This is a genomic window from Streptomyces sp. G-G2 (genome assembly GCF_030063135.1).
Classification (GTDB): domain Bacteria; phylum Actinomycetota; class Actinomycetes; order Streptomycetales; family Streptomycetaceae; genus Streptomyces.
Window position 1 is genome coordinate 1 of the sequence record NZ_JASISO010000010.1, and the last position, 25,865, is coordinate 25,865.

Annotated in this window: 27 protein-coding genes; 11 read left to right on the forward strand and 16 right to left on the reverse strand. The window is 70.9% G+C overall.

Annotated elements, in window-relative coordinates:
• Nucleotides 1-300: hypothetical protein (locus tag QMF80_RS10420; RefSeq protein ID WP_283451890.1), on the forward strand; the 300-nt coding region annotated here is incomplete at its 5' end.
• A gap of 92 nt (nucleotides 301-392) precedes the next feature.
• Here the strand turns inward: QMF80_RS10420 and QMF80_RS10425 are convergent.
• Complete coding sequence (locus tag QMF80_RS10425; protein ID WP_283451892.1) at nucleotides 393-1,034, reverse strand: DNA-3-methyladenine glycosylase; 642 nt, start codon at nucleotides 1,032-1,034, stop codon at nucleotides 393-395.
• A gap of 94 nt (nucleotides 1,035-1,128) precedes the next feature.
• Between QMF80_RS10425 and QMF80_RS10430 the strand changes: the two genes are divergently transcribed.
• The 3 genes from QMF80_RS10430 (at nucleotide 1,129) to QMF80_RS10440 (ending at nucleotide 3,130) form a co-directional block, all read left to right on the forward strand.
• Complete coding sequence (locus QMF80_RS10430) at nucleotides 1,129-1,911, forward strand: sporulation protein (protein WP_283451893.1); 783 nt, start codon at nucleotides 1,129-1,131, stop codon at nucleotides 1,909-1,911.
• Nucleotides 1,912-1,945: 34 nt separating this feature from the next.
• Entirely contained in the window at nucleotides 1,946-2,479 is a 534-nt protein-coding gene (locus QMF80_RS10435; RefSeq protein ID WP_283451896.1) for a YbhB/YbcL family Raf kinase inhibitor-like protein, read from the forward strand.
• A 147-nt stretch (nucleotides 2,480-2,626) separates the two neighbouring features.
• Nucleotides 2,627-3,130, forward strand: a complete 504-nt coding sequence (locus tag QMF80_RS10440; RefSeq protein WP_283451898.1) for an HNH endonuclease — start codon at nucleotides 2,627-2,629, stop codon at nucleotides 3,128-3,130.
• A gap of 59 nt (nucleotides 3,131-3,189) precedes the next feature.
• Here the strand turns inward: QMF80_RS10440 and QMF80_RS10445 are convergent, their stop codons facing one another.
• The 4 genes from QMF80_RS10445 to QMF80_RS10460 all read right to left on the reverse strand — a co-directional run bounded on the left by QMF80_RS10445 (nucleotide 3,190) and on the right by QMF80_RS10460 (nucleotide 6,442).
• The gene (locus QMF80_RS10445) at nucleotides 3,190-3,966 is read right to left on the reverse strand and encodes a sulfite exporter TauE/SafE family protein (protein ID WP_283451899.1); all 777 of its coding nucleotides are present in this window, start codon (nucleotides 3,964-3,966) and stop codon (nucleotides 3,190-3,192) included.
• Between the two features lie 78 nt (nucleotides 3,967-4,044).
• On the reverse strand, nucleotides 4,045-5,022 hold the full coding sequence (locus QMF80_RS10450) for an SPFH domain-containing protein (protein ID WP_283451901.1): 978 nt from the start codon (nucleotides 5,020-5,022) through the stop codon (nucleotides 4,045-4,047).
• 108 nt (nucleotides 5,023-5,130) lie between these two features.
• Nucleotides 5,131-5,562, reverse strand: a complete 432-nt coding sequence (locus QMF80_RS10455) for an NfeD family protein (RefSeq protein WP_283451904.1) — start codon at nucleotides 5,560-5,562, stop codon at nucleotides 5,131-5,133.
• 85 nt (nucleotides 5,563-5,647) lie between these two features.
• A complete protein-coding gene (locus QMF80_RS10460) occupies nucleotides 5,648-6,442 on the reverse strand; it encodes an ABC transporter ATP-binding protein (RefSeq protein WP_283451906.1) in 795 nt (264 codons plus the stop codon).
• 143 nt (nucleotides 6,443-6,585) lie between these two features.
• On the opposite strand from QMF80_RS10460, the gene QMF80_RS10465 reads away from it, so the two are divergent.
• On the forward strand, nucleotides 6,586-7,368 hold the full coding sequence (locus QMF80_RS10465; protein ID WP_283451908.1) for an Rv1486c family protein: 783 nt from the start codon (nucleotides 6,586-6,588) through the stop codon (nucleotides 7,366-7,368).
• Between the two features lie 378 nt (nucleotides 7,369-7,746).
• Here the strand turns inward: QMF80_RS10465 and QMF80_RS10470 are convergent, their stop codons facing one another.
• The 3 genes from QMF80_RS10470 to QMF80_RS10480 form a co-directional block, all read right to left on the reverse strand.
• The gene (locus tag QMF80_RS10470; RefSeq protein WP_283452140.1) at nucleotides 7,747-7,992 is read right to left on the reverse strand and encodes a chaplin; all 246 of its coding nucleotides are present in this window, start codon (nucleotides 7,990-7,992) and stop codon (nucleotides 7,747-7,749) included.
• 150 nt (nucleotides 7,993-8,142) lie between these two features.
• The gene (locus QMF80_RS10475; RefSeq protein ID WP_283451910.1) at nucleotides 8,143-8,793 is read right to left on the reverse strand and encodes a response regulator; all 651 of its coding nucleotides are present in this window, start codon (nucleotides 8,791-8,793) and stop codon (nucleotides 8,143-8,145) included.
• A complete protein-coding gene (locus QMF80_RS10480) occupies nucleotides 8,786-9,946 on the reverse strand; it encodes a GAF domain-containing sensor histidine kinase (RefSeq protein ID WP_283451912.1) in 1,161 nt (386 codons plus the stop codon). Before QMF80_RS10480 ends, QMF80_RS10475 begins: the two co-directional genes overlap by 8 nt.
• 479 nt (nucleotides 9,947-10,425) lie before the next feature.
• Between QMF80_RS10480 and QMF80_RS10485 the strand changes: the two genes are divergently transcribed.
• The gene (locus QMF80_RS10485) at nucleotides 10,426-11,118 is read left to right on the forward strand and encodes a transglycosylase SLT domain-containing protein (RefSeq protein ID WP_283451914.1); all 693 of its coding nucleotides are present in this window, start codon (nucleotides 10,426-10,428) and stop codon (nucleotides 11,116-11,118) included.
• A 126-nt stretch (nucleotides 11,119-11,244) separates the two neighbouring features.
• On the opposite strand, the gene QMF80_RS10490 is transcribed toward QMF80_RS10485, so the two are convergent.
• On the reverse strand, nucleotides 11,245-13,761 hold the full coding sequence (locus QMF80_RS10490) for an ABC transporter ATP-binding protein/permease (RefSeq protein ID WP_283451916.1): 2,517 nt from the start codon (nucleotides 13,759-13,761) through the stop codon (nucleotides 11,245-11,247).
• 526 nt (nucleotides 13,762-14,287) lie between these two features.
• On the opposite strand from QMF80_RS10490, the gene serB reads away from it, so the two are divergent.
• The gene (gene serB, locus QMF80_RS10495; protein WP_283451918.1) at nucleotides 14,288-15,496 is read left to right on the forward strand and encodes a phosphoserine phosphatase SerB; all 1,209 of its coding nucleotides are present in this window, start codon (nucleotides 14,288-14,290) and stop codon (nucleotides 15,494-15,496) included.
• Nucleotides 15,497-15,708: 212 nt separating this feature from the next.
• Here serB and QMF80_RS10500 read toward each other — a convergent pair whose 3' ends face one another.
• From QMF80_RS10500 to QMF80_RS10515, 4 genes are all read right to left on the reverse strand, one after another.
• Nucleotides 15,709-16,227 (reverse strand): SixA phosphatase family protein, encoded by a 519-nt coding sequence (locus QMF80_RS10500; protein WP_283451920.1) that lies wholly within the window; start codon nucleotides 16,225-16,227, stop codon nucleotides 15,709-15,711.
• 200 nt (nucleotides 16,228-16,427) lie between these two features.
• On the reverse strand, nucleotides 16,428-16,658 hold the full coding sequence (locus QMF80_RS10505) for a hypothetical protein (RefSeq protein WP_283451922.1): 231 nt from the start codon (nucleotides 16,656-16,658) through the stop codon (nucleotides 16,428-16,430).
• 188 nt (nucleotides 16,659-16,846) lie between these two features.
• Nucleotides 16,847-16,963, reverse strand: coding sequence for an SGM_5486 family transporter-associated protein (locus tag QMF80_RS10510; protein WP_283451924.1), 117 nt, complete (start codon nucleotides 16,961-16,963; stop codon nucleotides 16,847-16,849).
• A gap of 5 nt (nucleotides 16,964-16,968) precedes the next feature.
• The gene (locus QMF80_RS10515; RefSeq protein WP_283451925.1) at nucleotides 16,969-18,297 is read right to left on the reverse strand and encodes a CynX/NimT family MFS transporter; all 1,329 of its coding nucleotides are present in this window, start codon (nucleotides 18,295-18,297) and stop codon (nucleotides 16,969-16,971) included.
• A 90-nt stretch (nucleotides 18,298-18,387) separates the two neighbouring features.
• On the opposite strand from QMF80_RS10515, the gene QMF80_RS10520 reads away from it, so the two are divergent.
• Nucleotides 18,388-19,089: a FadR/GntR family transcriptional regulator gene (locus tag QMF80_RS10520; protein WP_283451927.1), complete on the forward strand. Its 702-nt coding sequence runs from the start codon at nucleotides 18,388-18,390 to the stop codon at nucleotides 19,087-19,089.
• A 45-nt stretch (nucleotides 19,090-19,134) separates the two neighbouring features.
• On the opposite strand, the gene QMF80_RS10525 is transcribed toward QMF80_RS10520, so the two are convergent.
• From QMF80_RS10525 to fabG, 3 genes are all read right to left on the reverse strand, one after another.
• Nucleotides 19,135-19,422, reverse strand: a complete 288-nt coding sequence (locus QMF80_RS10525; protein ID WP_502962822.1) for a hypothetical protein — start codon at nucleotides 19,420-19,422, stop codon at nucleotides 19,135-19,137.
• A gap of 459 nt (nucleotides 19,423-19,881) precedes the next feature.
• The gene (fabI, locus tag QMF80_RS10530) at nucleotides 19,882-20,661 is read right to left on the reverse strand and encodes an enoyl-ACP reductase FabI (RefSeq protein WP_283451930.1); all 780 of its coding nucleotides are present in this window, start codon (nucleotides 20,659-20,661) and stop codon (nucleotides 19,882-19,884) included.
• A 5-nt stretch (nucleotides 20,662-20,666) separates the two neighbouring features.
• A complete protein-coding gene (gene fabG, locus QMF80_RS10535; RefSeq protein WP_283451931.1) occupies nucleotides 20,667-21,386 on the reverse strand; it encodes a 3-oxoacyl-[acyl-carrier-protein] reductase in 720 nt (239 codons plus the stop codon).
• A gap of 145 nt (nucleotides 21,387-21,531) precedes the next feature.
• Between fabG and QMF80_RS10540 the strand changes: the two genes are divergently transcribed.
• The 3 genes from QMF80_RS10540 to tyrS are packed head-to-tail and all read left to right on the forward strand — an operon-like array spanning nucleotide 21,532 to nucleotide 25,803.
• Nucleotides 21,532-23,094: a TldD/PmbA family protein gene (locus QMF80_RS10540; protein WP_502962816.1), complete on the forward strand. Its 1,563-nt coding sequence runs from the start codon at nucleotides 21,532-21,534 to the stop codon at nucleotides 23,092-23,094.
• Nucleotides 23,094-24,485, forward strand: coding sequence for a metallopeptidase TldD-related protein (locus QMF80_RS10545; protein WP_283451935.1), 1,392 nt, complete (start codon nucleotides 23,094-23,096; stop codon nucleotides 24,483-24,485). Before QMF80_RS10540 ends, QMF80_RS10545 begins: the two co-directional genes overlap by 1 nt.
• A 52-nt stretch (nucleotides 24,486-24,537) precedes the next feature.
• Nucleotides 24,538-25,803: a tyrosine--tRNA ligase gene (gene tyrS / locus QMF80_RS10550; protein WP_283451936.1), complete on the forward strand. Its 1,266-nt coding sequence runs from the start codon at nucleotides 24,538-24,540 to the stop codon at nucleotides 25,801-25,803.
• Nucleotides 25,804-25,865: the final 62 nt, after the last annotated feature.

Here is a 25,865-nt window from a genome sequence, read left to right on the forward strand (position 1 = left end):
CCACCGAAATGGACGGGGTATCAACTTCTGGCGTTGATTTTTGGCACGCTGTTGAGTTCTCAAGGAACGGACGCTTCCTTTGTACTCACCCTCGCGGGTTTTCCTCCGGGCTTCGTTCTTCGTTTCCAACTCTACCAGACTCATTCCGTTCCGTTTAACCGGAGTGGAATTCGAATTCGGTGGCCGTTGGGGGCCTTTGCCTTTCGGCGTGTTCACTACGTTAGCGGTTTTCCCTGGTGGCTCATAATCGAGCCTGCGGTGCTGAATTCGGACATGCCGAATTCATCCCCGTCAGGGTGATCGCAGTAGTGGGTTGGCCGCCTCCGGAGGGCTGCAGAAGCAGTGCTCCGTTTAAGCGGCTCGGGCTACGTTAGGCGTCGGTCAGGGGCGAGTCAAGTTGAGCGGCGGCGCGGCGCATGGGCCCGGTACGGGCTCACCGTGGGGTCGTGGGTGATCCAGTAGCGGTAGGGGTGGACCGCCCCCTCGCCGCCGACTCCGGTGCGGGGGCCCGTACTCACCTGGTCGGAATGGGTTTGGATCCCGGTAAGGAGGGACAAGGGGGCATCCGGGCCCGCGCAGAGGTCCGTGCCGTCGAGGGTGCGGTCGATGTCCAGGGCTGTGGCGAGGCGGGCCGGGCCTTTGGCCAGTTCTATGTCCGATCTGGCTGAGAGTCGACGTTTGCGGGCCAGGTCAGCGCCCAAGGTGATCTCACCGGCCCGGATCAGGACACCGCTCGCGTGGTCCGGCGGGCCGCACACCAGGTTGAGGCTGAACCACATGCCGTAGATGAAGTAGACGTACGCGTGTCCGGCCGGACCGAACATCGACGCGTTCCGGGCGGTGCGGCCGCGGTAGGCGTGGGAGCCCGGGTCGGCCTCCCCCTCGTACGCCTCCACCTCCGTGACGCGCAGCTCCAGCGGGCCCTGCGTCGTACGGCGGACCAGGGTGCGGCCGAGCAGGTCGGGGGCCACCTCGATGACCGGGCGGTCGAAGAATGCCCGGGTCAGGGGCGTACGGTCGGGGCGCGCGCTCATCCTGTGGAGCGTAGTGGAACACCTGCCGGGTGCAACCGGGGCTTAGGGTTCCGCGTTTGTAGAGGTACGTCGTCTTCAAAGGGGAGTCTGGAACATGGGGTTCAGGAAGCTGCTCGCGAGTCTGGGTGCCGGTGGCGCTTCGGTGGACACGGTCATCACCGAGCCGAACGTGGTGCCCGGCGGGATCGTCCAGGGCGAGGTCCGCATGCAGGGCGGGTCCGTGGACCAGCAGATCGAGGGGCTGAACATCGGCCTGCAGGCGCGGGTCGAGGTGGAGAGCGGCGATCAGGAGCTGAAGCAGGACATCGTCTTCAGCAAGCAGCGGCTCGGCGGCGCGTTCCAGGTACAGGCGGGCGCGCTGCACGTGGTGCCCTTCAGCCTGGAGATCCCGTGGGAGACCCCGGTCACCCACTTCTCCGGTCAGCACCTGCACGGGATGAACATCGGGGTGAGCACCGAGCTGGAGATCGCGCGGGCGGTGGACGCGGGCGACCTGGACCCGATCAACGTGCACCCGCTTCCGGCGCAGCAGGCGCTGCTGGACGCCTTCGCGCAGCTCGGGTTCCGGTTCCGCAGCGCGGACATGGAGCGCGGGCACATCAGGGGGACGCGCCAGACGCTCCCCTTCTACCAGGAGATCGAGTTCCTGCCGCCGTCGCAGTACCGGGGCCTGAACCAGGTCGAGCTGACCTTCGTCGCCGACGGGCGCGAGATGGACGTCATCCTGGAGATGGACAAGAAGCCGGGTCTGTTCTCCGAGGGCAGTGACACCTACCGGTGCTTCCAGGTCGGGCTGCAGTCCTACCAGGGGACCGACTGGGCGGCGTACCTCAACCAGTGGATCGCGTCGGTCGGGTCGAAGCGCAACTGGTTCTAGGCTCGGCTCATACGACGACATCGGAGGCTGAGCAGTGAGCGAGCAGAGCAGAGCGCCCCTTCCGCACGCGTTCCACCCGGAGGTGGCGTCCTTCACCGTCGAGAGTGCGGACCTCGCGCCCGGGGCGGAGCTGGGTGAGGCGCAGTCACAGGCGGGCGGGAACCGTTCGCCGCAGCTGAGCTGGGCGGGTTTCCCGGAGGGTACGAAGAGTTTCGCGGTGACCTGTTTCGACCCGGACGCGCCGACGGGCAGCGGGTTCTGGCACTGGGTGCTCTTCGATCTGCCGGTCTCGGTGACGGAGCTGCCCGCCGGGGCGGGTACCGGTTCCTTCCCGGGGCTCCCGGACGGGGCGGTGCACGTACGGAACGACTACGGCACGCGCGACTTCGGCGGGGCGGCTCCGCCCGCCGGCGAGCGGCACCGGTACGTGTTCACCGTCTACGCGGTGGACACGGAGAAGCTGGGTCCGGACGCGGAGGCCTCGCCCGCGGTGGTCGGCTTCAACCTGCGGTTCCACACGCTGGGCCGTGCGCAGCTGATCGGGGAGTTCGGGACTCCGGCGGGCTGAGTTCTCCGAGCGTTTGCCCGGTCCTGGTCTAAAGACGGCCAGGACCGGGCATTTTTATTGCGTTGTCCCCGGTGGCGGGCACGGCCAGAGTGGTGCCGGGCCCCGCTGCCAGGGTGGTCGCGGGCCTGCACACGGGAGGTGGGCGAGATGCGGGACACGCTGGTGCTGAATGCGAGCTTCGAGCCGCTGTCGACGGTGACGTTGAACCGGGCGGTGGTCCTGGTGCTCCAGGACAAGGCCGTGGTCGAACAGTCCCATCCCGAGCTCCGTGTGCGCGGCGCCACCATGGACCTGCCGATGCCCCGGGTGATCCGGCTGTACAGGTACGTCAGGGTGCCCTTCCGAAGACATGCTCCCTGGTCACGGCGGGGTGTGCTGGCCCGGGACCAGCACCGGTGCGCTTACTGCGGGAAGCGCGCCACGACCGTGGACCACGTGGTGCCGAGGGCTCAGGGGGGTGGCGACACCTGGTTGAACACGGTGGCGTCCTGCGCCGTGGACAACCACCGGAAAGCGGCCCGGACTCCGGAGGAGGCGGGGATGCCTTTGCTGCGGCGGCCCTTCGTGCCCTCCCCGGCGGACGCCATGCTGTTGGCCATGGGGGCGGGGGTCCGGGAGGAGCTGCCCGAGTGGCTGGAGCGGATCGCGTAGCCGGATGATGTTCTCTGCCCGCTGAGCGTACGGCGTGATGCGTAGGTGTCCTACGTCGCTCAGCGGAGCAGGAGTTGGACGATGGCCAGGACGCCGACCACCACGATGAGCGCGCGCAGCGCGGTCGGCGGGAGGCGGCGGCCGACCTTGGCCCCGATCTGGCCGCCGAGGGTGGAGCCGACCGCGATGAGCAGGACGGCCGTCCAGTCGAACTCGGCGACGAAGAGGAAGAACACGGCCGCGATGCCGTTCACGAGCGCGGCGACGATGTTCTTGACCGCGTTGACCCGCTGCATGTCCTCGCGGAGCAGCGAGCCCATCAGGGCGAGGTAGAGCACGCCCTGGGCGGCCCCGAAGTAGCCTCCGTAAGCGCTGGAGAGCAGCATTCCGCCCAACAGGACCGGCCCGCCGTCGGGGTGTGCGTCCTCGCCCCCGGCGGCTTCCTGGCGTCGGCGGACGGCCTGGGCGATGCGGGGCTGGAGGACGACGAGCACGAGGGCGAGGGCGATGAGGACGGGCACGATCGTGTCGAAGGAGTCGGACGGCAGGTTGAGCAGCAGGACGGCACCCGCGAGTCCGCCGATCAGGGACACCGCGCCTAGGCGCAGCACGCGGCGGCCCTGTCCCTTGAGTTCCTTGCGGTAACCGATGGCTCCGCTGAGGGAGCCGGGGACCAGGCCGAGGGTGTTGGACACGTTGGCGGTGACCGGGGGCAGGCCGGTGGCGAGCAGCACCGGGAAGGTGATGAGGGTGCCGGAGCCGACGATGGTGTTGATGGTGCCCGCGCCGATGCCTGCCGCGAAGACCGCGAGTGATTCCCAGATGGTCAAGGCCATCTCCCTTGCACGAGTGAGTCGCCTCCCCGCCATGAAGGTCGAGGGGCCTCACTGATCATGCACGAGGGAGGGTGATTCCTAGTCGATCGGGGGCTGTTCGCGGCGGTCCGTCCGGGCCTTGTCGGCCGCGGCGTCGCCGTCCTTGCCCACGTTGCCCGGGTTGAAGCCCGAACCCGCGCCCATGGGGCCGAAGTTGCCCATGGCGCCGGAGAGACCCTTGAGGGCGTCGCCGATCTCGCTCGGCACGATCCAGAGCTTGTTGGCGTCGCCTTCGGCGAGCTTCGGGAGCATCTGGAGGTACTGGTAGGCGAGGAGCTTCTGGTCGGCGTCGCCCGCGTGGATGGACTCGAAGACCGTACGGATGGCCTGGGCCTCGCCCTCGGCGCGCAGCGCGGCGGCCTTCGCGTCACCTTCGGCGCGCAGGATGGAGGACTGCTTCTCACCCTCGGCGCGCAGGATCTCGGACTGGCGGACACCCTCGGCCTGGAGGATCGCGGCGCGCTTGTCGCGGTCGGCGCGCATCTGCTTCTCCATCGAGTCCTGGATGGAGGTCGGCGGCTCGATCGCCTTGAGCTCGACGCGGTTGACGCGGATGCCCCACTTGCCGGTGGCCTCGTCGAGGACGCCGCGCAGGGCCGCGTTGATCTCCTCGCGGGAGGTGAGGGTCCGCTCCAGGTCCATGCCGCCGATGATGTTGCGCAGGGTGGTGACGGTGAGCTGCTCGATGGCCTGGATGTAGCTGGCGACCTCGTACGTCGCGGCCCGGGCGTCGGTCACCTGGTAGTAGATGACCGTGTCGATGTTGACGACCAGGTTGTCCTGGGTGATCACCGGCTGCGGCGGGAAGGGGACGACCTGTTCACGGAGGTCGATCCGGTTGCGGATCGAGTCGATGAACGGGACGACGATGTTCAGGCCCGCGTTGAGGGTGCGGGTGTAGCGCCCGAACCGTTCGACGATGGCCGCGCTGGCCTGCGGGATCACCTGGATCGTCTTGACCAGTGCGATGAAGACGAGAATCACCAGAATGATCAGAACGAAGATGATCGGTTGCATGCGGTTCCCCGTGCCCTTCCTGCTGTCTGTGCTGCCCCGTTGAGCGGAGTCTCGCAGACCGGGGGCCCGCGAGACGGCTGGTTGGTCACATGAGGTCACATCATGAGGTCACATGACAACGGCCGTTGCCCCATCGATCTCCACGACGTCGACCTGCTGTCCGGGTTCGAAGCTGCTGTCCGCGTCAAGGGTACGGGCGGACCAGATCTCCCCGGCGAGTTTGATCCGGCCACCGCTGCCGTCGACCCGTTCGGTGACGACGGCGCTCCGTCCTCTCAACGCGTCGATTCCGCTGCGGTGTTGGGGCCGTTGGTCGCGATGGCGGTTGGCGATCGGTCGGACCACGGCGATCAGGGCGACCGAGACGATCACGAAGACCAGGAGCTGTGCGGCCAGTTGCCCGCCGAGGGCGGCCGTGACGGCGGCGGCGACCGCGCCGACGGCGAACATGCCGAACTCCGGCATCGCCGTGAGGACCAGGGGGATGCCCAGTCCGACCGCGCCGATGAGCCACCACACCCATGCGTCGATGTTGGTCACATGGTCATGGTAAGTCCGGTGGGCGCGGTCGGGACAGAGCACGCGGTGTCCCGGTACGGGAGGGAAGGGGGCCGGGCGGGGCGGACTAGCGGAGCGGGAGGCCCTGGGCGGTCCAGCGCTCGTTCTCGTTGCGCTCGACGACGAGCGGGAGGCCGAAGCAGAGGGAGAGGTTGCGGGAGGTCAGTTCGAGTTCGATGGGACCCGCGGTGACCACCTTGCCCTGGCGGATCATGAGCACGTGCGTGAAGCCGGGGGCGATCTCCTCGACGTGGTGCGTGACCATGACCATCGAGGGGGCCAGCGGATCGCGCGCGAGACGGCCGAGACGGCGTACGAGGTCCTCGCGGCCGCCGAGGTCGAGGCCCGCGGCGGGCTCGTCGAGGAGCAGCAGCTCGGGGTCGGTCATCAGGGCGCGGGCGATCAGGGTGCGCTTGCGCTCGCCCTCGGAGAGGGTGCCGAACTTCCGGTCGAGGTAGTCGGTCATCCCGAGGCGGTCGAGGAACGCGCGGGCGCGCTGCTCGTCGATGTCCTCGTACTCCTCCTGCCAGGTCGCGGTCATGCCGTAGGCGGCGGTGAGCACGGTCTCCAGGACGGTCTGGCGCTTGGGCAGCTTGTCGGCCATCGCGATCCCGGCGACGCCGATGCGGGGTCGCAGCTCGAACACGTCGACCCGGCCGAGGGTGCTGCCGAGGATGGTGGCGGAACCCTGGGTGGGGAAGAGGTAGCTGGAGGCGAGGTTCAGCAGCGTGGTCTTTCCGGCGCCGTTGGGGCCGAGGATGACCCAGCGCTCCCCTTCCTTCACCGACCAGGAGACCTGGTCCACCAGAGCGCGGCCCTCGCGGACCACGGATACGTCCACCAGCTCCAGAACGTCGCTCATGAGCGTGTTGTCTCCCCTTGCAGTGTCGGTTCTTTGTGCGCCTGCAGGCGCAGCCCCAGGGGAAAACCTACGCCACTCGCAGGGGGCTCCGGTCGCCAGGACGGGTGGGGCGGGCTCCGGGGGCGGGTAACTAAGGTGGGGGAATGCTTGTGGAACCACGTTCAGGGCGGCTGGCCGCCTGGGGGAACGCCTTGCTGGCCGGTCTCGTCTCGCCCGACGACGCCGCGCTGTCGATCGTCGGCGCGGATGCGGTGCACCGGGTCGCGGAGCTTCCGGGCGAGAGCGGGCCGGTCGGGCTGACGCTCGGGCTCGGGCGGCTGCGGGCGCTGGGGGTGACCGGGCTGCGGGTGGCGCTGCCCGCGCCGGGGCACCCGCTGGGGCTGAGCGGTCCGCCGGAGTTCAACGCGCGGGCGCTGGACGCCGAGGAGGCCGTGGTCGCGGTCGGGGCGGCGCTGGGGCTCGTACCGGAGGTGTCGGAGGCCGGGCCCTCGGGTGACGTGCACGTGGAGGTGGTGTGGCACTGCCTGCCGGTACGGGAGGCAGTGCCCGCGGACGTGCCGTCGCTCGGGGAGGCGGAGCGGGAGCTGGCGGAGGCGCTGCGGGAGGCGGCGGTCGTCCTGACCCGCCTGGACGTGGCGGCCTCGGGGCCGGTGGCGGAGGCGGCGATGTCGGCGTACCGGGCGCGGGCGGAGGCGGGGCGGGAGGTGCTGGCCCCGGGGTATCCGCCGCGGGCGGTGCGGGTGCTGTCGCTGGCGCAGCGGGTGGGGCTGCTGGTGTCGCTGGCGTACGAGCGGGGGCACGGCGGGGCGGTGGCGGCGTCGGAGATGGCGGCGCGGGCGGAGGCGTTGCGGCCGGTGGAACGGGTGGCTCGGCGGGCGCAGGTGGCGGCGTACAACGCGTACGTGGAGGGGCGGGAGCGGGGGTGACTCCGGCGGGGCGGTGTGTCCTGGCCGGGTTTTCGGGGCTCCGCCCCGGGCCCCGGGCCCCGCGTCCGCGCCTTGGACGCCGGCGGGGCTGAGCTTCGTCTCCGGCGGGGCGGTGGTTACGCCTGCGGGGCTCTGGTTGCCTCCGGCGGCGCCTCAAACGCCGGCGGGGCTGAATGTGGTCGGCGCCGCTGATCAGGCCGGGCCGAATGTGGTCGGCGCCGCCGATCAGGCCGGGCCGAATGTGGTCGGCGCCGCCGATCAGGCCGGGCCGAATGGGGTCGGCGCCCGACTGCGGCTGGTCCGGCGGGGGTGAGCGTGCCGCGGCCCCGCTTCCCGGGGAGAGTGAGGGGGAAGCGGGGCCGGGCGGGTCAAGGGGGCTCAGTTGTTGACGCCCGCGTTGCCGAAGGCACCGTTGAGCAGGCCGATCACGTTGACCGTGTTGCCGACCGCGTTCACGGGGACGTGCACGGGGACCTGGAGCAGGTTCCCGGAGGCCACGCCGGGCGAGTTCAGGGCCTCGCCCTCTGCGGACGCACCGCCGTGCGCCGAGGAGACACCGGCGCCGACGGCGACGAGGCCACCCGCGATCATGGTGACGGCTGCGGCCTTCTTGAAGTTCTTCACGTTCTCGTCCTCCAGTACGTCTGCCGCGGCCAGCCGCCGCGGCACGGTCTGAAGAACGGCCGTACAGGGGACTCGGATACGCCATGTGGGCTACATACACCCGACCGTATGAATCTCAGTCCGGAAGGGAGACGGTCGGATTCGGTCGGCTCAGTCGGCGATTCCGTTCCTGACCGCCCACAACGCGGCCTGTGTCCGGTCGGCCAGGTCCAGTTTCATCAGGATGTTCGAGACGTGGGTCTTGACCGTCTTCTCGGACAGGACGAGCGCCCGCGCGATCTCCCGGTTGGAGCGGCCGTCCGCGATGTGGCCGAGGACCTCGCGTTCGCGTTCGGTCAGCGATCCGCCCCGGCCGGGCGCCGGGCCCTGTTCCTCCTGGGAGAGCAGGACCTGGGCCACCTCCGGCTGGAGCAGGACGTGGCCCGCGTGGACGGAGCGGATGGCTCCGGCGAGCGCGTCGGGGTCGATGTCCTTGTAGACGTACCCGGCGGCGCCCGCGCGCAGGGCCGGGACCACGGTGCGCTGCTCGGTGAAGCTGGTGACGATCAGTACGCGGGCCGGGTTCGCCAGCTCGCGCAGCCGCCGCAGGGCGTCGAGACCGCCGGTTCCGGGCATCTTGAGGTCCATCAGGATCACGTCGGGGCGCAGTTCCTCGGCGCGGGCGACGCCCTCGTCGCCGTCGGCGGCCTCCCCGACGACCTCGATGTCGTCCTGTACTTCCAGGAAGGTGCGCAGGCCGCGCCGGACGACCTGGTGGTCGTCGACGAGCAGGACCCTGATCCCGCTGGGTGTGTCAGCCACCGGGGACCTCCATCTCGATCGTGGTGCCCGTGCCGGGCGCCGACCGCACGGTGAGGCGGCCGCCCGCGCCGCCCGCCCGGTCCCGCATGGAGACCAGTCCGAGGTGGCGGCCCGCCTTGCGGACGGCCTGGGGGTCGAAGCCGCTGCCGGAGTCGACCACCCGCAGCAGCGCTCCCCCGGCGGGGGTACGGGTCAGGGTGACCTCGACCCGGTCGGCGCCGGAGTGGCGCAGGGCGTTGTGGAGGGCTTCCTGGGAGACCCGTAGGAGGGCTTCCTCCTGGGAGGCCGGCAGGGCCCGTACGCCGTCACAGGTGAAGGTGACGTGCGCGGTGTGCGCGCGGTCCAGGACGTTGATCTGGTTGCGCAGGGTGGCGATGAGGCCGTCCTCGTCGAGGGCGGTGGGGCGCAGTTCCACGACGGCGGCGCGCAGCTCGTCGGCGGCCTCGGCGGCGAGGGCGGCGACCTGGTGCAGTTCGTCCTTGGCCCGGGCGGGGTCGCGGTCCACGAGGGCGGTGGCGGCCTGTGCGGTGAGCCGGAGCGAGAAGAGCTTCTGGCTGACGGCGTCGTGCAGCTCGTGGGCGAGCCGGGAGCGTTCCTCGGCGATGGTCAGCTCGCGGCTGCGTTCGTGGAGGCGTGCGTTGGTGAGGGCGATGGCGGCGTGCTGGGCGAGGATGCCGAGGAGGGCCTCGTCCTCTTCGGTGAAGCCGCCGCTGGGGCGGGGGCCGCGTTTGTTCGCGAGGAAGAGGGCGCCGAGGGTTTCCTCCCCGTCCCGGATGGGCAGGCCGAGAAAATCGGACATGTCGGGGTGGGCCTGGGGCCAGCCGCCGAAGCGCGGGTCCTGGCGTACGTCGGCGAGCCGCTCGGGGGTGTCCTGGTGGAGCATCGCCGCGAGGATGCCGTGCTGGCGGGGCAGGGGTCCGATGCGGCGCCACTGTTCGTCGCTGATGCCGTCCACGACGAACTGGGCGAAGCCGCCGTGGTCGTCGGGCACGCCGAGGGCGGCGTATTCGGCGTCGAGCAGCTCGCGGGCCGAGGCGACGATCGTCTTGAGGACGTCGCGGACCTCCAGGTGGCGGCTCATGGCGAGCAGCGCGGCGCTGACGGCGGCCAGCCCCGTGCGGGTGCCGTCGGATGGGTGGGGTCCGCTGTGCATGGGCTCACCGTACTCGCGGCTGTGACCTGCGGAATCGGGCTCGCGACCTAGGTCCGGGGCGCGGCGGGGACCCGGTGGGCCTACGTCCGTGGGTGGGGGTGGGCGGGGACGGGTCTGCCTCTGGTCGCAGGGCCGGGGCCTCGGGTCCTCCTCACGGAGGAGAAGCGTCACGTTACGCATTGCTGCCGCGACGGACGGTGAGACTGTTACCCGCCCGATGTGAGCCCGGGCATAGGACGCAGATCACTTACGAAGCTGCTTAGTTGCCGCATAAAGGTCCTGTCAGCACTGCTGGGAGCGGGCCGAAGGTCCACAGCGGCCGCACTGCCGCGCGCCCTGATCCACTATCGCGCTTCGTATGTCGCACCTTTGCCACGGCATTTTGCCGCCGCTAACAATGGCTCTCGTCGCACAGCGCCGCGGATCCCCACCGTCGCGGCGCTTTCCTGCGGCCCCCGCTATCGAAGAGGTTGTCACGCATGTCCGAGACCAGCACCCCCGGCCACAGTCGTCTCACCAAGGCCCACAAGCTGTCGATCGCCGGTGTCGCCACCCTCGGCGCCGCGGCTCTGGCCTTCACCCTCGTTCCGGCCGGTAGCGGCCAGGCCGCCGAAACCATCGTCGCCGCCCCCGTGGCCTGGACCCAGACCGTGGACGGCGCGCAGGCGAAGAGCGTGCAGCAGCACCTCACCGCACAGCAGGTCGTCGCGGCCAAGCAGGCCAAGCAGGCCAAGGCCGCCGCGGTCGCCAAGGCAGCCGCGCAGGCGAAGGCCAAGGCCGCGGCCGACGCGAAGAAGGACCGCGCGGACAAGGAGGCGGCCAGCCGCTCCGTCGCCCGCAAGCCGATGTACGCGAACAACCTTGACGGCTGGATCAAGGAGTCGCTCGCGATCATGAAGGCGAACAAGATTCCGGGCTCGTACAACGGGCTCTACAAGAACATCATGCGCGAGTCCAGCGGCAACCCGCGGGCGATCAACAACTGGGACATCAACGCCCAGAACGGCATCCCCTCGATCGGTCTGCTCCAGGTCATCCGCCCGACCTTCATGACCTACCACGTCTCCGGCACGCCCGTGGACCAGTACCACCCGGTCGCCAACATCGTCGCCGCGGCCAACTACGCCGCCGCCCGCTACGGCTCGATCGACAACGTCAACAGCGCCTACTGAGCCCCGCTCGGCCATTGACGTAACCCACAGCCCCCATGCGCCACAGGGCGGCCCCCGGAGTCCGGGTGCCGCCCTGTGGCGTTCTCGCGTACGTGCTGTACGCGCGTGTCGGCGCGTCCGCGCGGGTTACTTGCGCATGACCTCGGGCTCGTGGCGGCGCAACAGGCGCGCCACGGCGAAGCCGCAGGCGATGCCCATGAGCACCAGGATGATGATGTCCAGGCTCCACTGGCCGATCGAGTGGTCCCACAGCGGGTCCGTGTTGGTCGGGTTGTCGCGGTCCCACGGCGGCATGAGCTGGCCGAGGTTCAGCGTGGTGCCCGCGGCCGCGATGGCCCAGCGGGACGGCATCAGCCAGGCGACCTGCTCCAGGCCGACGGAGTCGTAGACCTTGAAGAGGATGCCGGTGAACACGACCTGGATGATCGCGAACATGACCAGCAGCGGCATGGTCTTCTCAGAGGTCTTCACCAGCGAGGAGATCACCAGGCCGAACATCATGGACGTGAAGCCGAGCGCGGTCACGGACAGGCACAGCTCGACGGCCGGGGGCATGATCAGGCCCTCGGCCGGCAGGTCGCGCGGGACGAAGCCGATCGTGCAGATGATCACGCCCTGGATGGCCGTGATGACGCCGAGGACGATCACCTTCGACATGAGGTAGGCCGAGCGGGAGAGGCCGGTGGCGCGTTCGCGCTCGTAGATCACCCGTTCCTTGATCAGCTCACGGACCGAGTTCGCGGCGCCCGAGAAGCACATGCCGACGCAGAGGATCAGCATGATCGTGCCCGCGTCGCCGTTGAAGTGGGACGGCGGGGTGGGCGGCGCGAGGCCGAAGGTCGCGGGGATGACCGTGGAGACCACGCCCAGCACCGCGGGCAGGATCAGCATCAGGCCGATGAAGCCCTTGTCGGACGCGATGACCGAGACGTAGCGGCGGATCAGCGTCCAGAGCTGCGAGCCCCAGCCCTGCGGCTTGGGCGGGCGCATCTGCTGCGCGGGCGGCATGGACACCGACTGCGGGGCGACCGCGTCGATGTCGGCGGCGTACAGCTGGTAGTGCTGCGAGCCCTTCCAGCGGCCCGCCCAGTCGTAGTCGCGGTAGTTCTCGAAGGCCGAGAAGACGTCCGCCCAGGTCGAGTAGCCGAAGAAGTTCAGCGCCTCGTCCGGCGGACCGAAGTACGCGACCGAACCGCCCGGGGCCATGACCAGCAGCTTGTCGCAGATGGCCAGCTCGGCGACCGAGTGGGTGACGACGAGGACCGTACGGCCGTCGTCGGCGAGGCCGCGCAGCAGCTGCATGACGTCGCGGTCCATGCCCGGGTCGAGGCCCGAGGTCGGCTCGTCGAGGAAGATCAGCGACGGCTTGGTGAGCAGCTCCAGGGCCACGGACACGCGCTTGCGCTGACCACCCGAGAGCGAGGTGATCTTCTTGTCCTTGTGGATGTCGAGCTTCAGCTCGCGCAGCACCTCGTTGATACGGGCGTCGCGCTCGGACTCCGCGGTGTCACCGGGGAAGCGGAGCTTGGCCGCGTACTTGAGGGCGGTGTTGACCTTCAGTTCCTTGTGCAGGATGTCGTCCTGCGGGACCAGGCCGATGCGCTGGCGCAGCTCCGCGAACTGCTTGTACAGGTTGCGGTTGTCGTAGAGGACGTCGCCCTCGTTCGCGGGCCGGTAGCCGGTCAGCGCCTTGAGCAAGGTCGACTTTCCGGAACCGGACGGGCCGATGACGCCGATCAGCGACTTCTCCGGGACGCCGAAGGTGACGTCCTTGAGGATCTGCTTGCCGCCGTCGACGGTGACCGTGAGGTGACGGGCCGAGAAGGAGACCTCGCCGGTGTCGACGAACTCCTCCAGCCGGTCGCCGACGAGCCGGAAGGTGGAGTGGCCGACAGCGACGATGTCGCTGGGGCCGAGCAGCGCGGTGCCGGATTTGGCCAGCGGCTGACCGTTGACGTAGGTGCCGTTGTGGCTGCCGAGGTCGTGGATCTCGAAGCGGCCGCCCGGCATCGAGCGGAACTCCGCGTGCAGACGCGAGACCTGGAGGTCCGAGACCACCAGCTCGTTCTCCAGGGCACGGCCGATGCGCATGACGTGGCCGAGTTCGAGCTGGTGGAACGTGGTCGGGCTGCGGTCGCTGTAGCCCGCGCCCGGCTGCTGCGGCTGCTGGTGGTGGTGCGGCTGCTGCTGAGCGTTCCGCTGCTGGTGCGGGACCTGCGGCTGGTACTGCGGCTGCTGGTGCTGCGGCTGCGGCTGGTGTTGCTGCGGCTGCTGCGGCGGCGCCTGCCAGTTGGCCTGCTGCTGGGCCTGCGCCTGGTGGGCGGCGGCCGGCTGCGGGGCGGCCGCCGCCGCGGTGACGGACAGATTCAGCCGCGGGCCGTCCTGCGCGTTGCCCAGGTGGACCGGCGTCCCCGGCACCAGTTCGGTCTGCTGGACCCTGGCGCCGTGCACATAGGTGCCGTTGGTGCTCCCGTGGTCCTCGATCCCCCAACCACGGCCGTTCCAGCTGATGGTGGCGTGGCGCCACGACACCCTGGCGTCGTCGATCGCCACGTCACCCTGGGGATCGCGCCCCAGCGAGTACGACCTGGACGGATCGAGCGTCCAGGTCCTGCCATTCAATTCCAGTACGTGTTCCGGCACTCCAGCCCCACTTTTTGTCCCCCGAGGATCCCCCTGATGTCAGGGAGTCTAGGGATGGCGAACATCCGGGGGAACTATTTCAGGCCCGGGGCCGCATGGGGAATCCGGGCCTCGTCGAATCCGTCAGCACAGCGCTCGCGCGGCCCTGCGGAGGGTCGTTGGCGGGGTGGTAAACCCGCCCGAGAGTGGCGAGAGGCCACATAGGGGACAGGAATCGGGGGCGGCTCGCGCGCCGATTCGCCGGGGCGGGGGGCGCTGTCCGCCGTGGCGGGCCGGCCGGCCCCGGCGGGGAGGGGAGCCGGGGCCCGGGCGGTGGCGGGTCCTCCCGGGAGATCATCGCGACCCCGCCGGTACGGGCTCGGGCGCATCGGAGGCCCGTGGCCCCTCCCCCTCCCCCTCCCCCTCCTCCTCCCCCGCCGCCGGAGCCGCGCCCCGGCCCGGCCCGGCGGGTGGCCGCCTCGCCGGGCGTCCGCAGGTCGGGACAGGGGGGCGCCGGGGGAACGGGGGAAGATACGGTGAGGGCACCATGAGCGCTTCGCAGACCTCCGACGTCCCCACCCTCCTCGTCAAGATCTTCGGCAAGGACCGCCCCGGGATCACCGCCGGGCTGTTCGACACCCTCGCCGCCTACTCCGTCGATGTCGTCGACATCGAGCAGGTCGTCACCCGTGGCCGCATCGTGCTGTGCGCCCTCGTCACCCGCCCCGCGGGGGGCGAGGGGGCCGATGAGGGCAGCCTGCGGGCCACCGTGCACAGCTGGGCCGAGTCGCTCAAGCTCCAGGCCGAGATCATCTCGGGTACGGGCGACAACCGGCCGCGCGGCAGTGGGCGTTCCCACGTCACCGTGCTCGGCAACCCGCTGACCGCCGAGTCCACGGCCGCCATCGCCGCCCGGATCACCGCGACCGGCGGCAACATCGACCGTATCTTCCGGCTCGCCAAGTACCCCGTGACCGCCGTCGAATTCGCGGTCTCCGGCACCGAGACCGAACCCCTGCGCACCTCGCTGGCCCTGGCCGCCAAGCACATCGGGGTGGACGTGGCCGTCGTATCGGCCGGTCTGCACCGGCGGGCGCAGCGCCTGGTAGTGATGGACGTGGACTCGACCCTCATCCAGGACGAGGTGATCGAGCTGTTCGCCGCGCACGCGGGCTGCGAGGACAAGGTCGCCGCGGTCACCGAGCAGGCGATGCGCGGCGAGCTGGACTTCGAGCAGTCGCTGCACGCCCGGGTGGCACTGCTGGCCGGGCTGGACGCCTCCGTGGTGGACAAGGTGCGCTCCGAGGTGCGGCTGACCCCCGGGGCCCGGACCCTGATCCGCACCCTGAAGCGGCTCGGCTACCAGGTGGGCGTGGTCTCCGGCGGCTTCACGCAGGTCACGGACGACCTGCGGGAGCGCCTCGGCCTGGACTTCGCCGCCGCCAACACCCTGGAGATCGAGGACGGCAAGCTGACCGGCCGGGTCACCGGGGAGATCGTGGACCGCGCGGGCAAGGCGCGGCTGCTGCGCCGCTTCGCCGCGGAGGCGGGGGTGCCGCTGGCCCAGACGGTGGCCATCGGTGACGGCGCGAACGACCTGGACATGCTGAACGCGGCCGGGCTGGGCGTCGCCTTCTGCGCCAAACCGGTGGTGCGGGAGGCCGCGCACACCGCGGTGAACGTGCCGTTCCTGGACGCGGTGCTGTACCTGCTCGGGATCACCCGGGAAGAAGTCGAGGCCGCCGACCTGGCGTGAGCCGGGCGCGCGGTACGAGAAGACGGGCCCCGGCGGCGTGCTGCCGGGGCCCGTCTTCTGTACCCGCTCGGCGGTACCCGGTCGGCCGTACGTGACCAGGCCGTCCGGGGTCAGGTCCCGCGTGGTCACGCGTCCGGGGTCAGGTCCCGCGTGGTCACGCGTGCGGGGTCAGGTCCCGCGTGGTCACGCGTGCGGGGTCAGGTCCCGCGTGGTCACGCGTGCGGGGTCCAGAAGTCCAGCAGCCGTCCGGCACCGTGCTCCAAGGACTTCCACGAGCCGGTGAAGGAGATGATGGCGAGGGCGGAGGTCGGGAATCCGCTGCGGTTCATGCGCGAGAGGGCGTCGCCCTCGGCATCCCCGGCGAGGGCGTCGGCGAGCGTGTGCATGCCGGGGTTGTGGCCGATGACGAGGAGGTCGGCGACGTCGTCGGAGGTCTCGTTCAGCAGGGCGATGAGTTCGCCCAGGGAGGCCTCGTACAGCCGGTCCTCGTAGTGGGTCTTCGGCCGGTGCGGCAGCGCTTGGACGGCGAGCTTCCAGGTCTCGCGGGTCCGGACGGCGGTGGAACAGAGGGCCAGGTCGAAGGCGATGCCGGTCTCGGCCAGCTTCAGACCGACGCCGGGCGCGTCCTTGCGGCCTCGTTCCGCCAGCGGGCGTTCGTGATCGGAGTTGTCCGACCATTCGGCCTTGGCGTGCCGGAGGAGGGCGATCCTGCGGGGTGTTTCGGCGCTCATGGCTCCCAGCTTCGCATGAAACGAGCCATGCGGCGCAGGGTGTTGGGCGGATCACCCGTGGGGGTGGGTGCGCACCCGCGCGGGCTCCGCGCGACGAACATGCGACGGTCGCGACCAGCATGCGACGGGCATGGCGGTGGCCGGGCGGACACGGCGGGTGACGGGCACGGCGGGCGGGCGGCCGCCAGGCGGCGCGGCCGTCAGCCGACGGCGCGCAGGATCTGCTGGGTCACCTGGGTGAGGGCCGAGCCGTCGGCCGGGCCGGCCGCGTGGGCTTCGCCGGATCCGGCGAGGAGCAGCATGAGGAGGCCGAAGGCGAGGGCGGGCAGGGCCAGCACCCACCAGTGCAGCCGCGCGTCCGCGACCCCGGCCGCCGTGCGGCGGGCGGGACGGACGGGGACGACGGGACGGGTGTGCAGGGGGGCCGACATGACCGCCTCCGGGGTACTGGGTGTTCGGCTGGGAGTGGCTCTCGCTCACTTCGAATCTATGGATCCGAAGGCGCGGTTCCCATCCGGGGCACACCCCATTCGACCCTGAGCCTTGCCCCCTAGGGGTGGTGGGGTTATCCCCACCACCGCCCCGGGGTGCCCGGTCCGGCGGGACGCGGTGCGCTCGTTCAGCGGGAGGCGATGCTCGCGATGATGGCGATGATCACGGTCACGCCGAGCATCGCGCCGAGCACGACGCCGAGCTTCTTGTGGCCGTTCTGGGGGTTCGGTTCGAGGACTGGCATGCCGATCAGTCTCGCATGCCGCATTCGTCCTCGATCGTGCGGTCCCGGCCCGCGAGGACGCCCAGCACCAGCTGCGGAACGAGCAGGCAGGCCATCAGCGCGAGGGGCAGGTCCCAGCCGCCGCTGTGCTGGTAGAGGGTGCCGATGAGGAGCGGTCCGGGGATGGAGATGAGGTAGCCGGTGCTCTGGGCGAAGGCGGAGAGCTTGACGACCCCGGCCGGGGACTTGGCGCGCAGTCCGATCATCGTGATGACGAGCGGGAAGGCGCAGTTGGATACGCCGAGCAGGAGGGCCCAGGCCCAGGCTCCGGCGGCGGGGGCGAGGTAGAGCCCGACGTATCCGGCGAGGCCGAAGAGGCCCAGGACGACGGCGATGGGGCCCTGGTGGCGCATCCGGCCCGCGAGGCGGGGGATGACGAAGGCGAGCGGGACGCCCATGACCATGGTGACGGCCAGGAGGACGCCCGCGGTACCCGCCGAGACCCCGGCGTCGCGGAAGATCTGCGGGAGCCAGCCCATGGTGACGTAGGCGCCGGTGGCCTGGAGGCCGAAGTAGCAGCCCAGGGCCCAGGCGGTGCGGCTGCGCATGACGCCGGGGCCCGTGTCCGCCCGTACGGGCGCCGTGGCCGCGCCGGTGGCCGCCACGGCCGCCTTGGCGGCGCGCTTCTCCCGGCGGGCGGCGGCGGCGATGGCCAGCCAGGGCAGTACGGCGATCACCGCGAGCAGGGCCCAGACCAGCAGGCCGGCGCGCCAGTTGCCGCCGAGGGCTGAGGTCATCGGGACGGTGGCGGCGGCTGCCAGTGAGGTGCCCGCGGCCAGGGCCATGGAGTAGAGGCCGGTCATGGTGCCGACCCGGTCGGGGAAGTACCGCTTGACGATGACCGGGAGCAGCACGTTGGTGACGGCTATGCCCGCGAGGGAGAGGGCGCTGGCGGCGAGGAACCCGGCGGCGTTGTCCGCGAAGGGACGGATCAGCAGGCCGGTGGCCACCGCGGCCATGCCCGCGCAGACGACGGCGGCCGGGCCGAATCGGCGGGAGAGCCGGGGCGCGGTGACGCCGAAGACGGCGAAGCAGAGGGCGGGGACGGAGGTGATGAGTCCGGCGACGGTGCCGCTCATGCCGAGGCCCGTACGGGTCTCCTCGAAGAGGGCGCCGAGGCTGGTGATGGCGGGCCGCAGGTTGAGCGCGGCCAGGACGATGCCGACGAGGAGCACCGGGCCGAGCCAGGTGGGGGTGGGGGCGACGGCGGGATCCGGGACCGTCGGGGAGAGCCGCTCGGGGGCCGTTCGCGCGGCCGCGGGCCGGTTCAGGGTCTGAATTTCTTCGTCGGACATTCAACCATCATAGAATCATGGGATGATTGGTTGTCCACCCCCGAGGCCTCGCACGAGGTTTTTTCGGCCACTCGTCCCGGAGAGGGCTCCATGCCGCTGACGTCTCCTCGCCGTTCCGCGCTCGTCGACCAGGTGATCGCCCAGCTGCGCAACCAGATCACGTCCGGCGAGTGGCCGGTCGGCTCCCGCATCCCCACCGAGCCGGAGCTGGTCGAGCTGCTGGGAGTGGCGCGCAATACGGTGCGCGAGGCGGTACGGGCGCTCGCGCACAACGGGCTGCTCGACATCCGGCAGGGCTCGGGGACGTACGTCCTCGCGACGAGCGAGCTGGCGGGGGTGATGCACCGGCGCTTCGCCGGGGCCGATCCCCTGCACGTCGCGGAGCTGCGCTCGACCCTGGAGTCCTCGGCGGCCCGGATGGCGGCGCAGCGGCGTACCGAGCGGGACCTGGTCCAGCTGGACGCGCTGCTGGCGCGCCGGGAGGAGGCCTGGGCGGGCGGGGACACGGAGCTGTTCGTGGCGGCGGACGTGAGCCTGCACATGGCGGTGGTGACGGCCTCGCACAACGACGTGCTCATCGAGCTGTACGCCGACCTGGGCGACCTGGTGGCGCAGTGGCTGCGCGGGGACGTGGGCCCGGAGCTGCTGCCGGAGTGGCACATGGACCACGCGCGGCTGATCGAGGCGATCCGGCGCGGGGACGGGGACACGGCGGCCTCGGAGGCGGCGGGCTACCCGTTCGCCTGCCAGGGCCGGACGAAGGAGACGGTCCGGCGGGTGTCGTCGACGTAGCGTCGTCCGACCCGCGGGGCCGGCCGGGCGGCACCGGGACGGCCCTCAGGGGCGCTGGTGGCTGACCCAGGCCGAGCGGACCTCTTTCCAGCAGCGGCCGGTCAGCTCGACCCGTCCGGCGGGGTCGACCGCGACCGGGGCGCTGTCCCCGTCCACGTCCCACCAGCGGTCGCACTCGACGTGCAGCCGGACCAGGTCCACGATCGGGAACCGGTTGTGGCAGGAGGCGGTGACCTGCGAGCCCGCGATCCGGGTGGCGCAGTCGGCGCCGAACAGCTCCTCGGGGGCGGTACGGGCCAGCGGCGCGGGGGGTTCTACGGCCAGGTCGACCAGGCCGCCCGAGGCGGTCCTGCGGTCCGCGGGGTCCGCCAGGCCGGCCGGATCGCCCAGGCCCGCCAAACCGGCCGGACCGCCCGCCTCCGCGGGTCCTCCGGCGCCGGAGGACGCGCCGCGCAGGGCGGTCTCGGAGCCCGCGGCCGTGACGGGGTCGGCCGAGCCGGACCGTGAGGCGGCCGTGGCCGGGAGCAGGAGACCGGTCACCACCACCGAGGTGGCCAGCAGCGATACCGCTCGCATTCGCCTCGCGCGCACTCCCGTACCTCCTCCCCGCCGCACTCCGGGAAGATCCCGGCTCGGTCAGTTTGCAGGCATATGTCTGCCTTTTCGACTCGGGAAGATCCCATCGAGCGGGGCACATCCGATCGAGGGGCGCGCGTACGGCGGCGGCCGCGCCCCCCGGACTGGGGAGCGCGGCCGCCGCCGTACGGATGCGAAAGGGGTGGGACCGGCCGGTCAGGCACCCATCGCGTGCAGGCCGCCGTCCACGTGGACGATCTCGCCGGTGGTCTTCGGGAACCAGTCGGACAGCAGGGCCACGACGCCCTTGCCCGCGGGCTCCGGGTCCGCCATGTTCCACTCCATCGGCGAACGGTGGTTCCACACGTCGGCCAGTTCCGAGAAGCCCGGGATGGACTTCGCGGCCATCGAGCTGAGCGGACCGGCCGATACCAGGTTGCAGCGGATGTTGCGCTTGCCCAGGTCACGGGCCATGTAGCGGCTGGTGGCCTCCAGCGCGGCCTTGGCCGGGCCCATCCAGTCGTACTGCGGCCAGGCGAACTGCGCGTCGAAGGTCAGACCGACGATCGCGCCGCCCTGCCCCTCGCCCTCCGGGAACAGCGGCAGGCAGGCCATGGCGAGCGACTTCAGCGAGAACGCCGAGACGTGCATGGCGGTCGCGACCGACGCGAAGGGGGTGTTCAGGAAGTTGCCGCCGAGGGCGTCCTGCGGTGCGAAGCCGATGGAGTGCACGACTCCGTCGAGACCGCCCAGCTCCTCGCGGACCAGGTCCGCGAGCCGGGCCAGGTGCTCCTCGTTGGTGACGTCCAGCTCGATCACCTTGGCGGGCTTGGGCAGCTTCCGGGCGATGCGCTCGGTCAGCGTCGGCCGCGGGAAGGCGGTGAGGATGACCTCGGCGCCCTGCTCCTGCGCCAGCTTCGCGGCGTGGAATGCGATGGACGAATCCGTCAGCACACCTGTGATCAGAATGCGCTTGCCGTCAAGAATTCCACTCATGGTGATCAGTGACCCATGCCCAATCCGCCGTCAACAGGAATGACGGCTCCAGTGATGTACGCGGCGTCGTCGGAGGCGAGGAACCTCACGGCCGCCGCGATCTCCTCGGGCTGCGCGTAGCGGCCGAGGGGGACCTGCGAGACGATGCCCGCACGCTGCTCGTCGGTGAGCACCTTCGTCATGTCGGTGTCCACGAAGCCGGGGGCCACGACGTTGAAGGTGATGTTGCGGGAGCCCAGTTCGCGGGCGAGGGAGCGGGCGAAGCCGACCAGGGCGGCCTTGGAGGCGGCGTAGTTGGCCTGACCCGCCGAGCCCAGCATGCCGACGACCGAGGAGATCAGGACGACGCGGCCCTTCTTGGCCCGCAGCATGCCGCGGTTGGACCGCTTCACCACACGGAAGGTGCCGGTGAGGTTGGTGTCCACGACCGAGGCGAAGTCCTCCTCGGACATCCGCATCAGCAGCGTGTCCTTGGTGATGCCGGCGTTGGCCACCAGCACCTCGACGGCGCCGTGCTTGTCCTCGATCTCCTTGTAGGCCTGCTCCACCTGCTCCGTGTCGGTGATGTCGCAGCGCACCGCCAGCACGCCCAGCTCCGCGAGCACCTCGGGCGGCTCGCCGGAGCGGTAGGTGATCGCGACCTTGTCTCCGCCCTCGGCGAAGGCGCGGGCGATGGCGAGGCCGATGCCCCGGTTTCCTCCGGTGACGAGAACCGAGCGGCTCAACGGATCACCCTTTCGCTAGCAGTCTGGATAACCGAAAACCTATCGGTCGCATGCGGTTATCAAAGAATCGGCTCCGACAGGGCCTTGGGACGGGGTCTGTCGAGTCCCTACAGAAAGCGGTAGGCAGCGGGGGCCCGGGCGCGACATGATCGAGGCATCCGATCCACACCACGGGAGGACGTCCGTGCCCCATTCCATCGACGCGGCATTCGCCGCGCTGCCCTTGCGGGCGCTGGCCGACGCGGCCCTCGCCCGGGCCCGAGCCCTGGGCTCCGACCACGCCGACTTCCGGCTGGAGCGGATCCGCAGCGCCTCCTGGCGGCTGCGGGACGCCAAACCGTCGGGCGGCTCCGACACCACCGACCTCGGCTACGCGGTCCGGGTGGTGCACGGGGGCAGCTGGGGGTTCGCCTCCGGTGTGGACCTCACGATGGACGGCGCCGCCAAGGTGGCCTCGCAGGCCGTGGCCATGGCGCAGCTCTCCGCCAAGGTGATCAAGGCCGCCGGTTCCGACGAGCGCGTGGAGCTGGCCGACGAGCCGGTCCACGAGGACCGGACCTGGATCTCGGCCTACGACGTGAACCCCTTCGAGGTGGCGGACGAGGAGAAGGCGGCGCTGCTCGCCGACTTCAGCGCCCGGCTGCTGCGCGCCGACGGCGTGGCCCACGTGGACGCCTCGCTGCTCGCCGTGCACGAGAACAAGTTCTACGCCGATACGGCCGGGACGGTCACCACGCAGCAGCGGGTCCGGATCCACCCCCAGCTCACGGCGGTGGCCGTGGACGGCGACACCGGCGAGTTCGACTCCATGCGCACCATCGCCCCGCCCGCCGGGCGCGGCTGGGAGTACCTGACCGGCACCGGCTGGGACTGGAACTCCGAACTGGAGCGGATGCCGGAGCTGCTGGCCGAGAAGATGCGCGCGCCGAGCGTGCGGGCCGGGCGCTACGACCTGGTGGTCGACCCGTCGAACCTGTGGCTGACCATCCACGAGTCCATCGGGCACGCCACCGAACTGGACCGGGCGCTGGGCTACGAGGCGGCGTACGCGGGGACCTCCTTCGCCACCTTCGACCAGCTGAACAAGCTGACGTACGGCTCCTCGATCATGAACGTGACGGGTGACCGCACCGCGCCCCACGGGCTGGCCACGGTCGGTTACGACGACGAGGGCGTCGAGGCGCAGAGCTGGGACCTGGTCAAGGACGGCACCCTGGTCGGCTACCAGTTGGACCGGCGGATCGCGAAGCTGACCGGGCTGGGCCGCTCCAACGGCTGCGCCTTCGCGGACTCCCCCGGGCACGTGCCGGTGCAGCGGATGGCGAACGTGTCGCTCCAGCCGGATCCGGGCGGGCTCTCCACCGAGGACCTGATCGGCGGGGTGGAGCGCGGGATCTACGTGGTCGGCGACCGGTCCTGGTCGATCGACATGCAGCGCTACAACTTCCAGTTCACCGGTCAGCGGTTCTTCCGGATCGAGAACGGCAAGCTGGCCGGGCAGCTGCGCGATGTCGCGTACCAGGCCACGACCACCGACTTCTGGGGCTCGATGGAGAAGGCCGGAGGCCCGCAGACCTATGTCCTGGGCGGCGCCTTCAACTGCGGCAAGGCCCAGCCGGGGCAGGTCGCGGCCGTCTCGCACGGCTGCCCCTCCGCGCTGTTCCGCGACGTGAACATCCTCAACACCACGCAGGAGGCCGGACGCTGATGCCGATCCGTACCAAGCCCCACGAGATCGTCGAGCGGGCGCTGGAGCTGTCCACCGCCGACGGCTGCGTCGTCATCGCCGACGAGGAGTCGAGCGCGAACCTGCGCTGGGCGGGCAACGCCCTGACCACGAACGGGGTCACCCGCGGCCGCACCCTCACGGTGATCGCCACGGTGGACGGCAAGGAGGGCACGGCCTCGGGGGTCGTCTCGCGCTCCGCCGTCACCGCCGCCGAGCTGGAGCCGCTGGTGCGGGCCGCCGAGGCGGCGGCACGCGGCGCGGGCCCGGCCGAGGACGCCCAGCCGCTGGTGACCGGCACCCCCGCCTCGCCGGACTTCGCCGCCGGTCCGGCCGAGACCTCCTCGGCGGTGTTCGCGGACTTCGCCCCGGCGCTGGGCGAGGCCTTCGCCCGGGCCCGCGCGGGCGGCCGTGAGCTGTACGGCTTCGCCCACCACACCCTGGTCTCCACCTACCTGGGCACCTCGACGGGCCTGCGGCTGCGCCACGACCAGCCGACCGGCACCCTGGAGCTGAACGCCAAGTCCCCGGACCGGACCCGCTCGGCCTGGGCGGGCCGCTCCACCCGGGACTTCAAGGACGTCGACCCGACCGCGCTGGACGCGGAACTCGCCGTACGCCTCGGCTGGGCCGAGCGGAAGATCGAGCTGCCCGCCGGGCGGTACGAGACCCTGCTCCCGCCGACCGCCGTGGCGGACCTGCTGATCTACCAGATGTGGTCGGCGGCGGCCCGGGACGCGGTGGAGGGCCGGACGGTCTTCTCCAAGCCCGGCGGCGGCACCCGTCTCGGCGAGCGGCTCTCGGGGCTGCCGCTGACCCTGCGCAGCGATCCCGACGCGCCGGGCCTGGAGTCCGCGCCGTTCGTGATCGCGCACAGTTCGGGCGACGACGCCTCGGTGTTCGACAACGGCCTGCCGGTGCCCGCCACCGAGTGGATCAGCGACGGCGAGCTGGCCAGGCTGACCACGACCCGGCACAGCGCGGCCCTGACCGGGCAGCCGACAGCTCCCGGCTTCGGGAACCTGATCCTGGACGGGGGCGGCGAGAAGTCCCTGGAGGAGATGGTGGCGGATACCCGGCGGGGGCTCCTGCTGACCTGTCTCTGGTACATCCGCGAGGTGGATCCGGCGACGCTGCTGCTGACCGGGCTGACCCGGGACGGGGTCTACCTGGTGGAGAACGGCCAGGTCGTGGGCGAGGTCAACAACTTCCGGTTCAACGAGTCGCCGGTGGACCTGCTGTCGCGGGCGAGCGAGGCCGGGCGGACCGAGAAGACCCTGCCGCGCGAGTGGAACGACTGGTTCACCCGGGCCGCGATGCCCGCGCTGCGCATCCCGGACTTCAACATGAGCTCGGTCAGCCAGGGAGTCTGACCCACCTAGACTGTCCGGACAATCCATACACCACGCAGGGAGAACCACGACCGTGACGGACATCGTCGACGAACTGAAGTGGCGCGGGCTGTTCGCCCAGTCCACCGACGAAGAAGCGCTGCGCAAGGCGTTCGCGGACGGTCCGGTCACGTTCTATTGCGGTTTCGACCCGACGGCGGCCTCCCTGCACGTCGGGCACCTCGTCCAGGTGCTGACCGTACGCAGGCTCCAGCAGGCCGGTCACCGGCCGCTGGCGCTTGTCGGCGGGGCCACCGGCCAGATCGGTGACCCGCGGCCGACGGCCGAGCGCACCCTGAACGACCCGGGGACGGTCGCGAACTGGGTGGACCGGCTGCGCACGCAGATCGAGCCGTACCTGTCCTTCGAGGGCGAGAACGCCGCGGTCATGGTGAACAACCTGGACTGGACGGCGGGCCTGTCCGCCATCGAGTTCCTGCGGGACATCGGCAAGCACTTCCGGGTCAACAAGATGCTGACGAAGGACTCGGTCGCCAAGCGGCTGGAGTCCGACCAGGGCATCAGCTACACCGAGTTCAGCTACCAGTTGCTCCAGGGCATGGACTTCCTGGAGCTGTACCGGCGCTACGGCTGCACCCTCCAGCAGGGCGGCTCCGACCAGTGGGGCAACCTGACGGCCGGTCTCGACCTGATCCACCGGGTGGAGCCGGACGCGCACGTCCACGCGATGGCGACCCCGCTGATGGTCAAGGCGGACGGCACCAAGTTCGGCAAGTCCGAGAGCGGGGCCGTCTGGCTCGACCCGGAGATGACCACGCCGTACGCGTTCTACCAGTTCTGGCTGAACGTCGACGACCGGGACATCTCCACGTACATGCGGATCCTCTCCTTCATGTCCCGCGCGGAGCTGGAGGAGCTGGAGGCGCAGACCGCCGAGCGGCCGCAGGCGCGCGCCGCGCAGCGGGCGCTGGCCGAGGAGCTCACGACGCTGGTCCACGGCGCCGAGCAGTGCGCCGGGGTGATCGCCGCGTCGAAGGCGCTGTTCGGCCAGGGCGAGCTGACGGACCTGGACGGGGCCACGCTGGCCGCGGCCCTGTCCGAGCTGCCGCACGCGAAGGTCGCCGAGCTGAAGCAGGTCGTGGACCTGCTCGTGGAGACCGGGCTGGTCGCGAGCAAGTCGGCCGGGCGGCGCACGGTGAAGGAGGGCGGGGCCTACGTGAACAACGTCAAGGTCGCCGCCGAGGACGCGGTGCCCGAGGCGTCGGACCTGCTGCACGGGCGCTGGCTGGTGCTGCGGCGCGGCAAGAAGAACCTGGCCGCGGTCGAGGTCACCGGCTGACGCTCCCGCGTCCGGGAGCACGAGCACGGCGGAGGGGCCGGTACGGACCACGTGTCCGTACC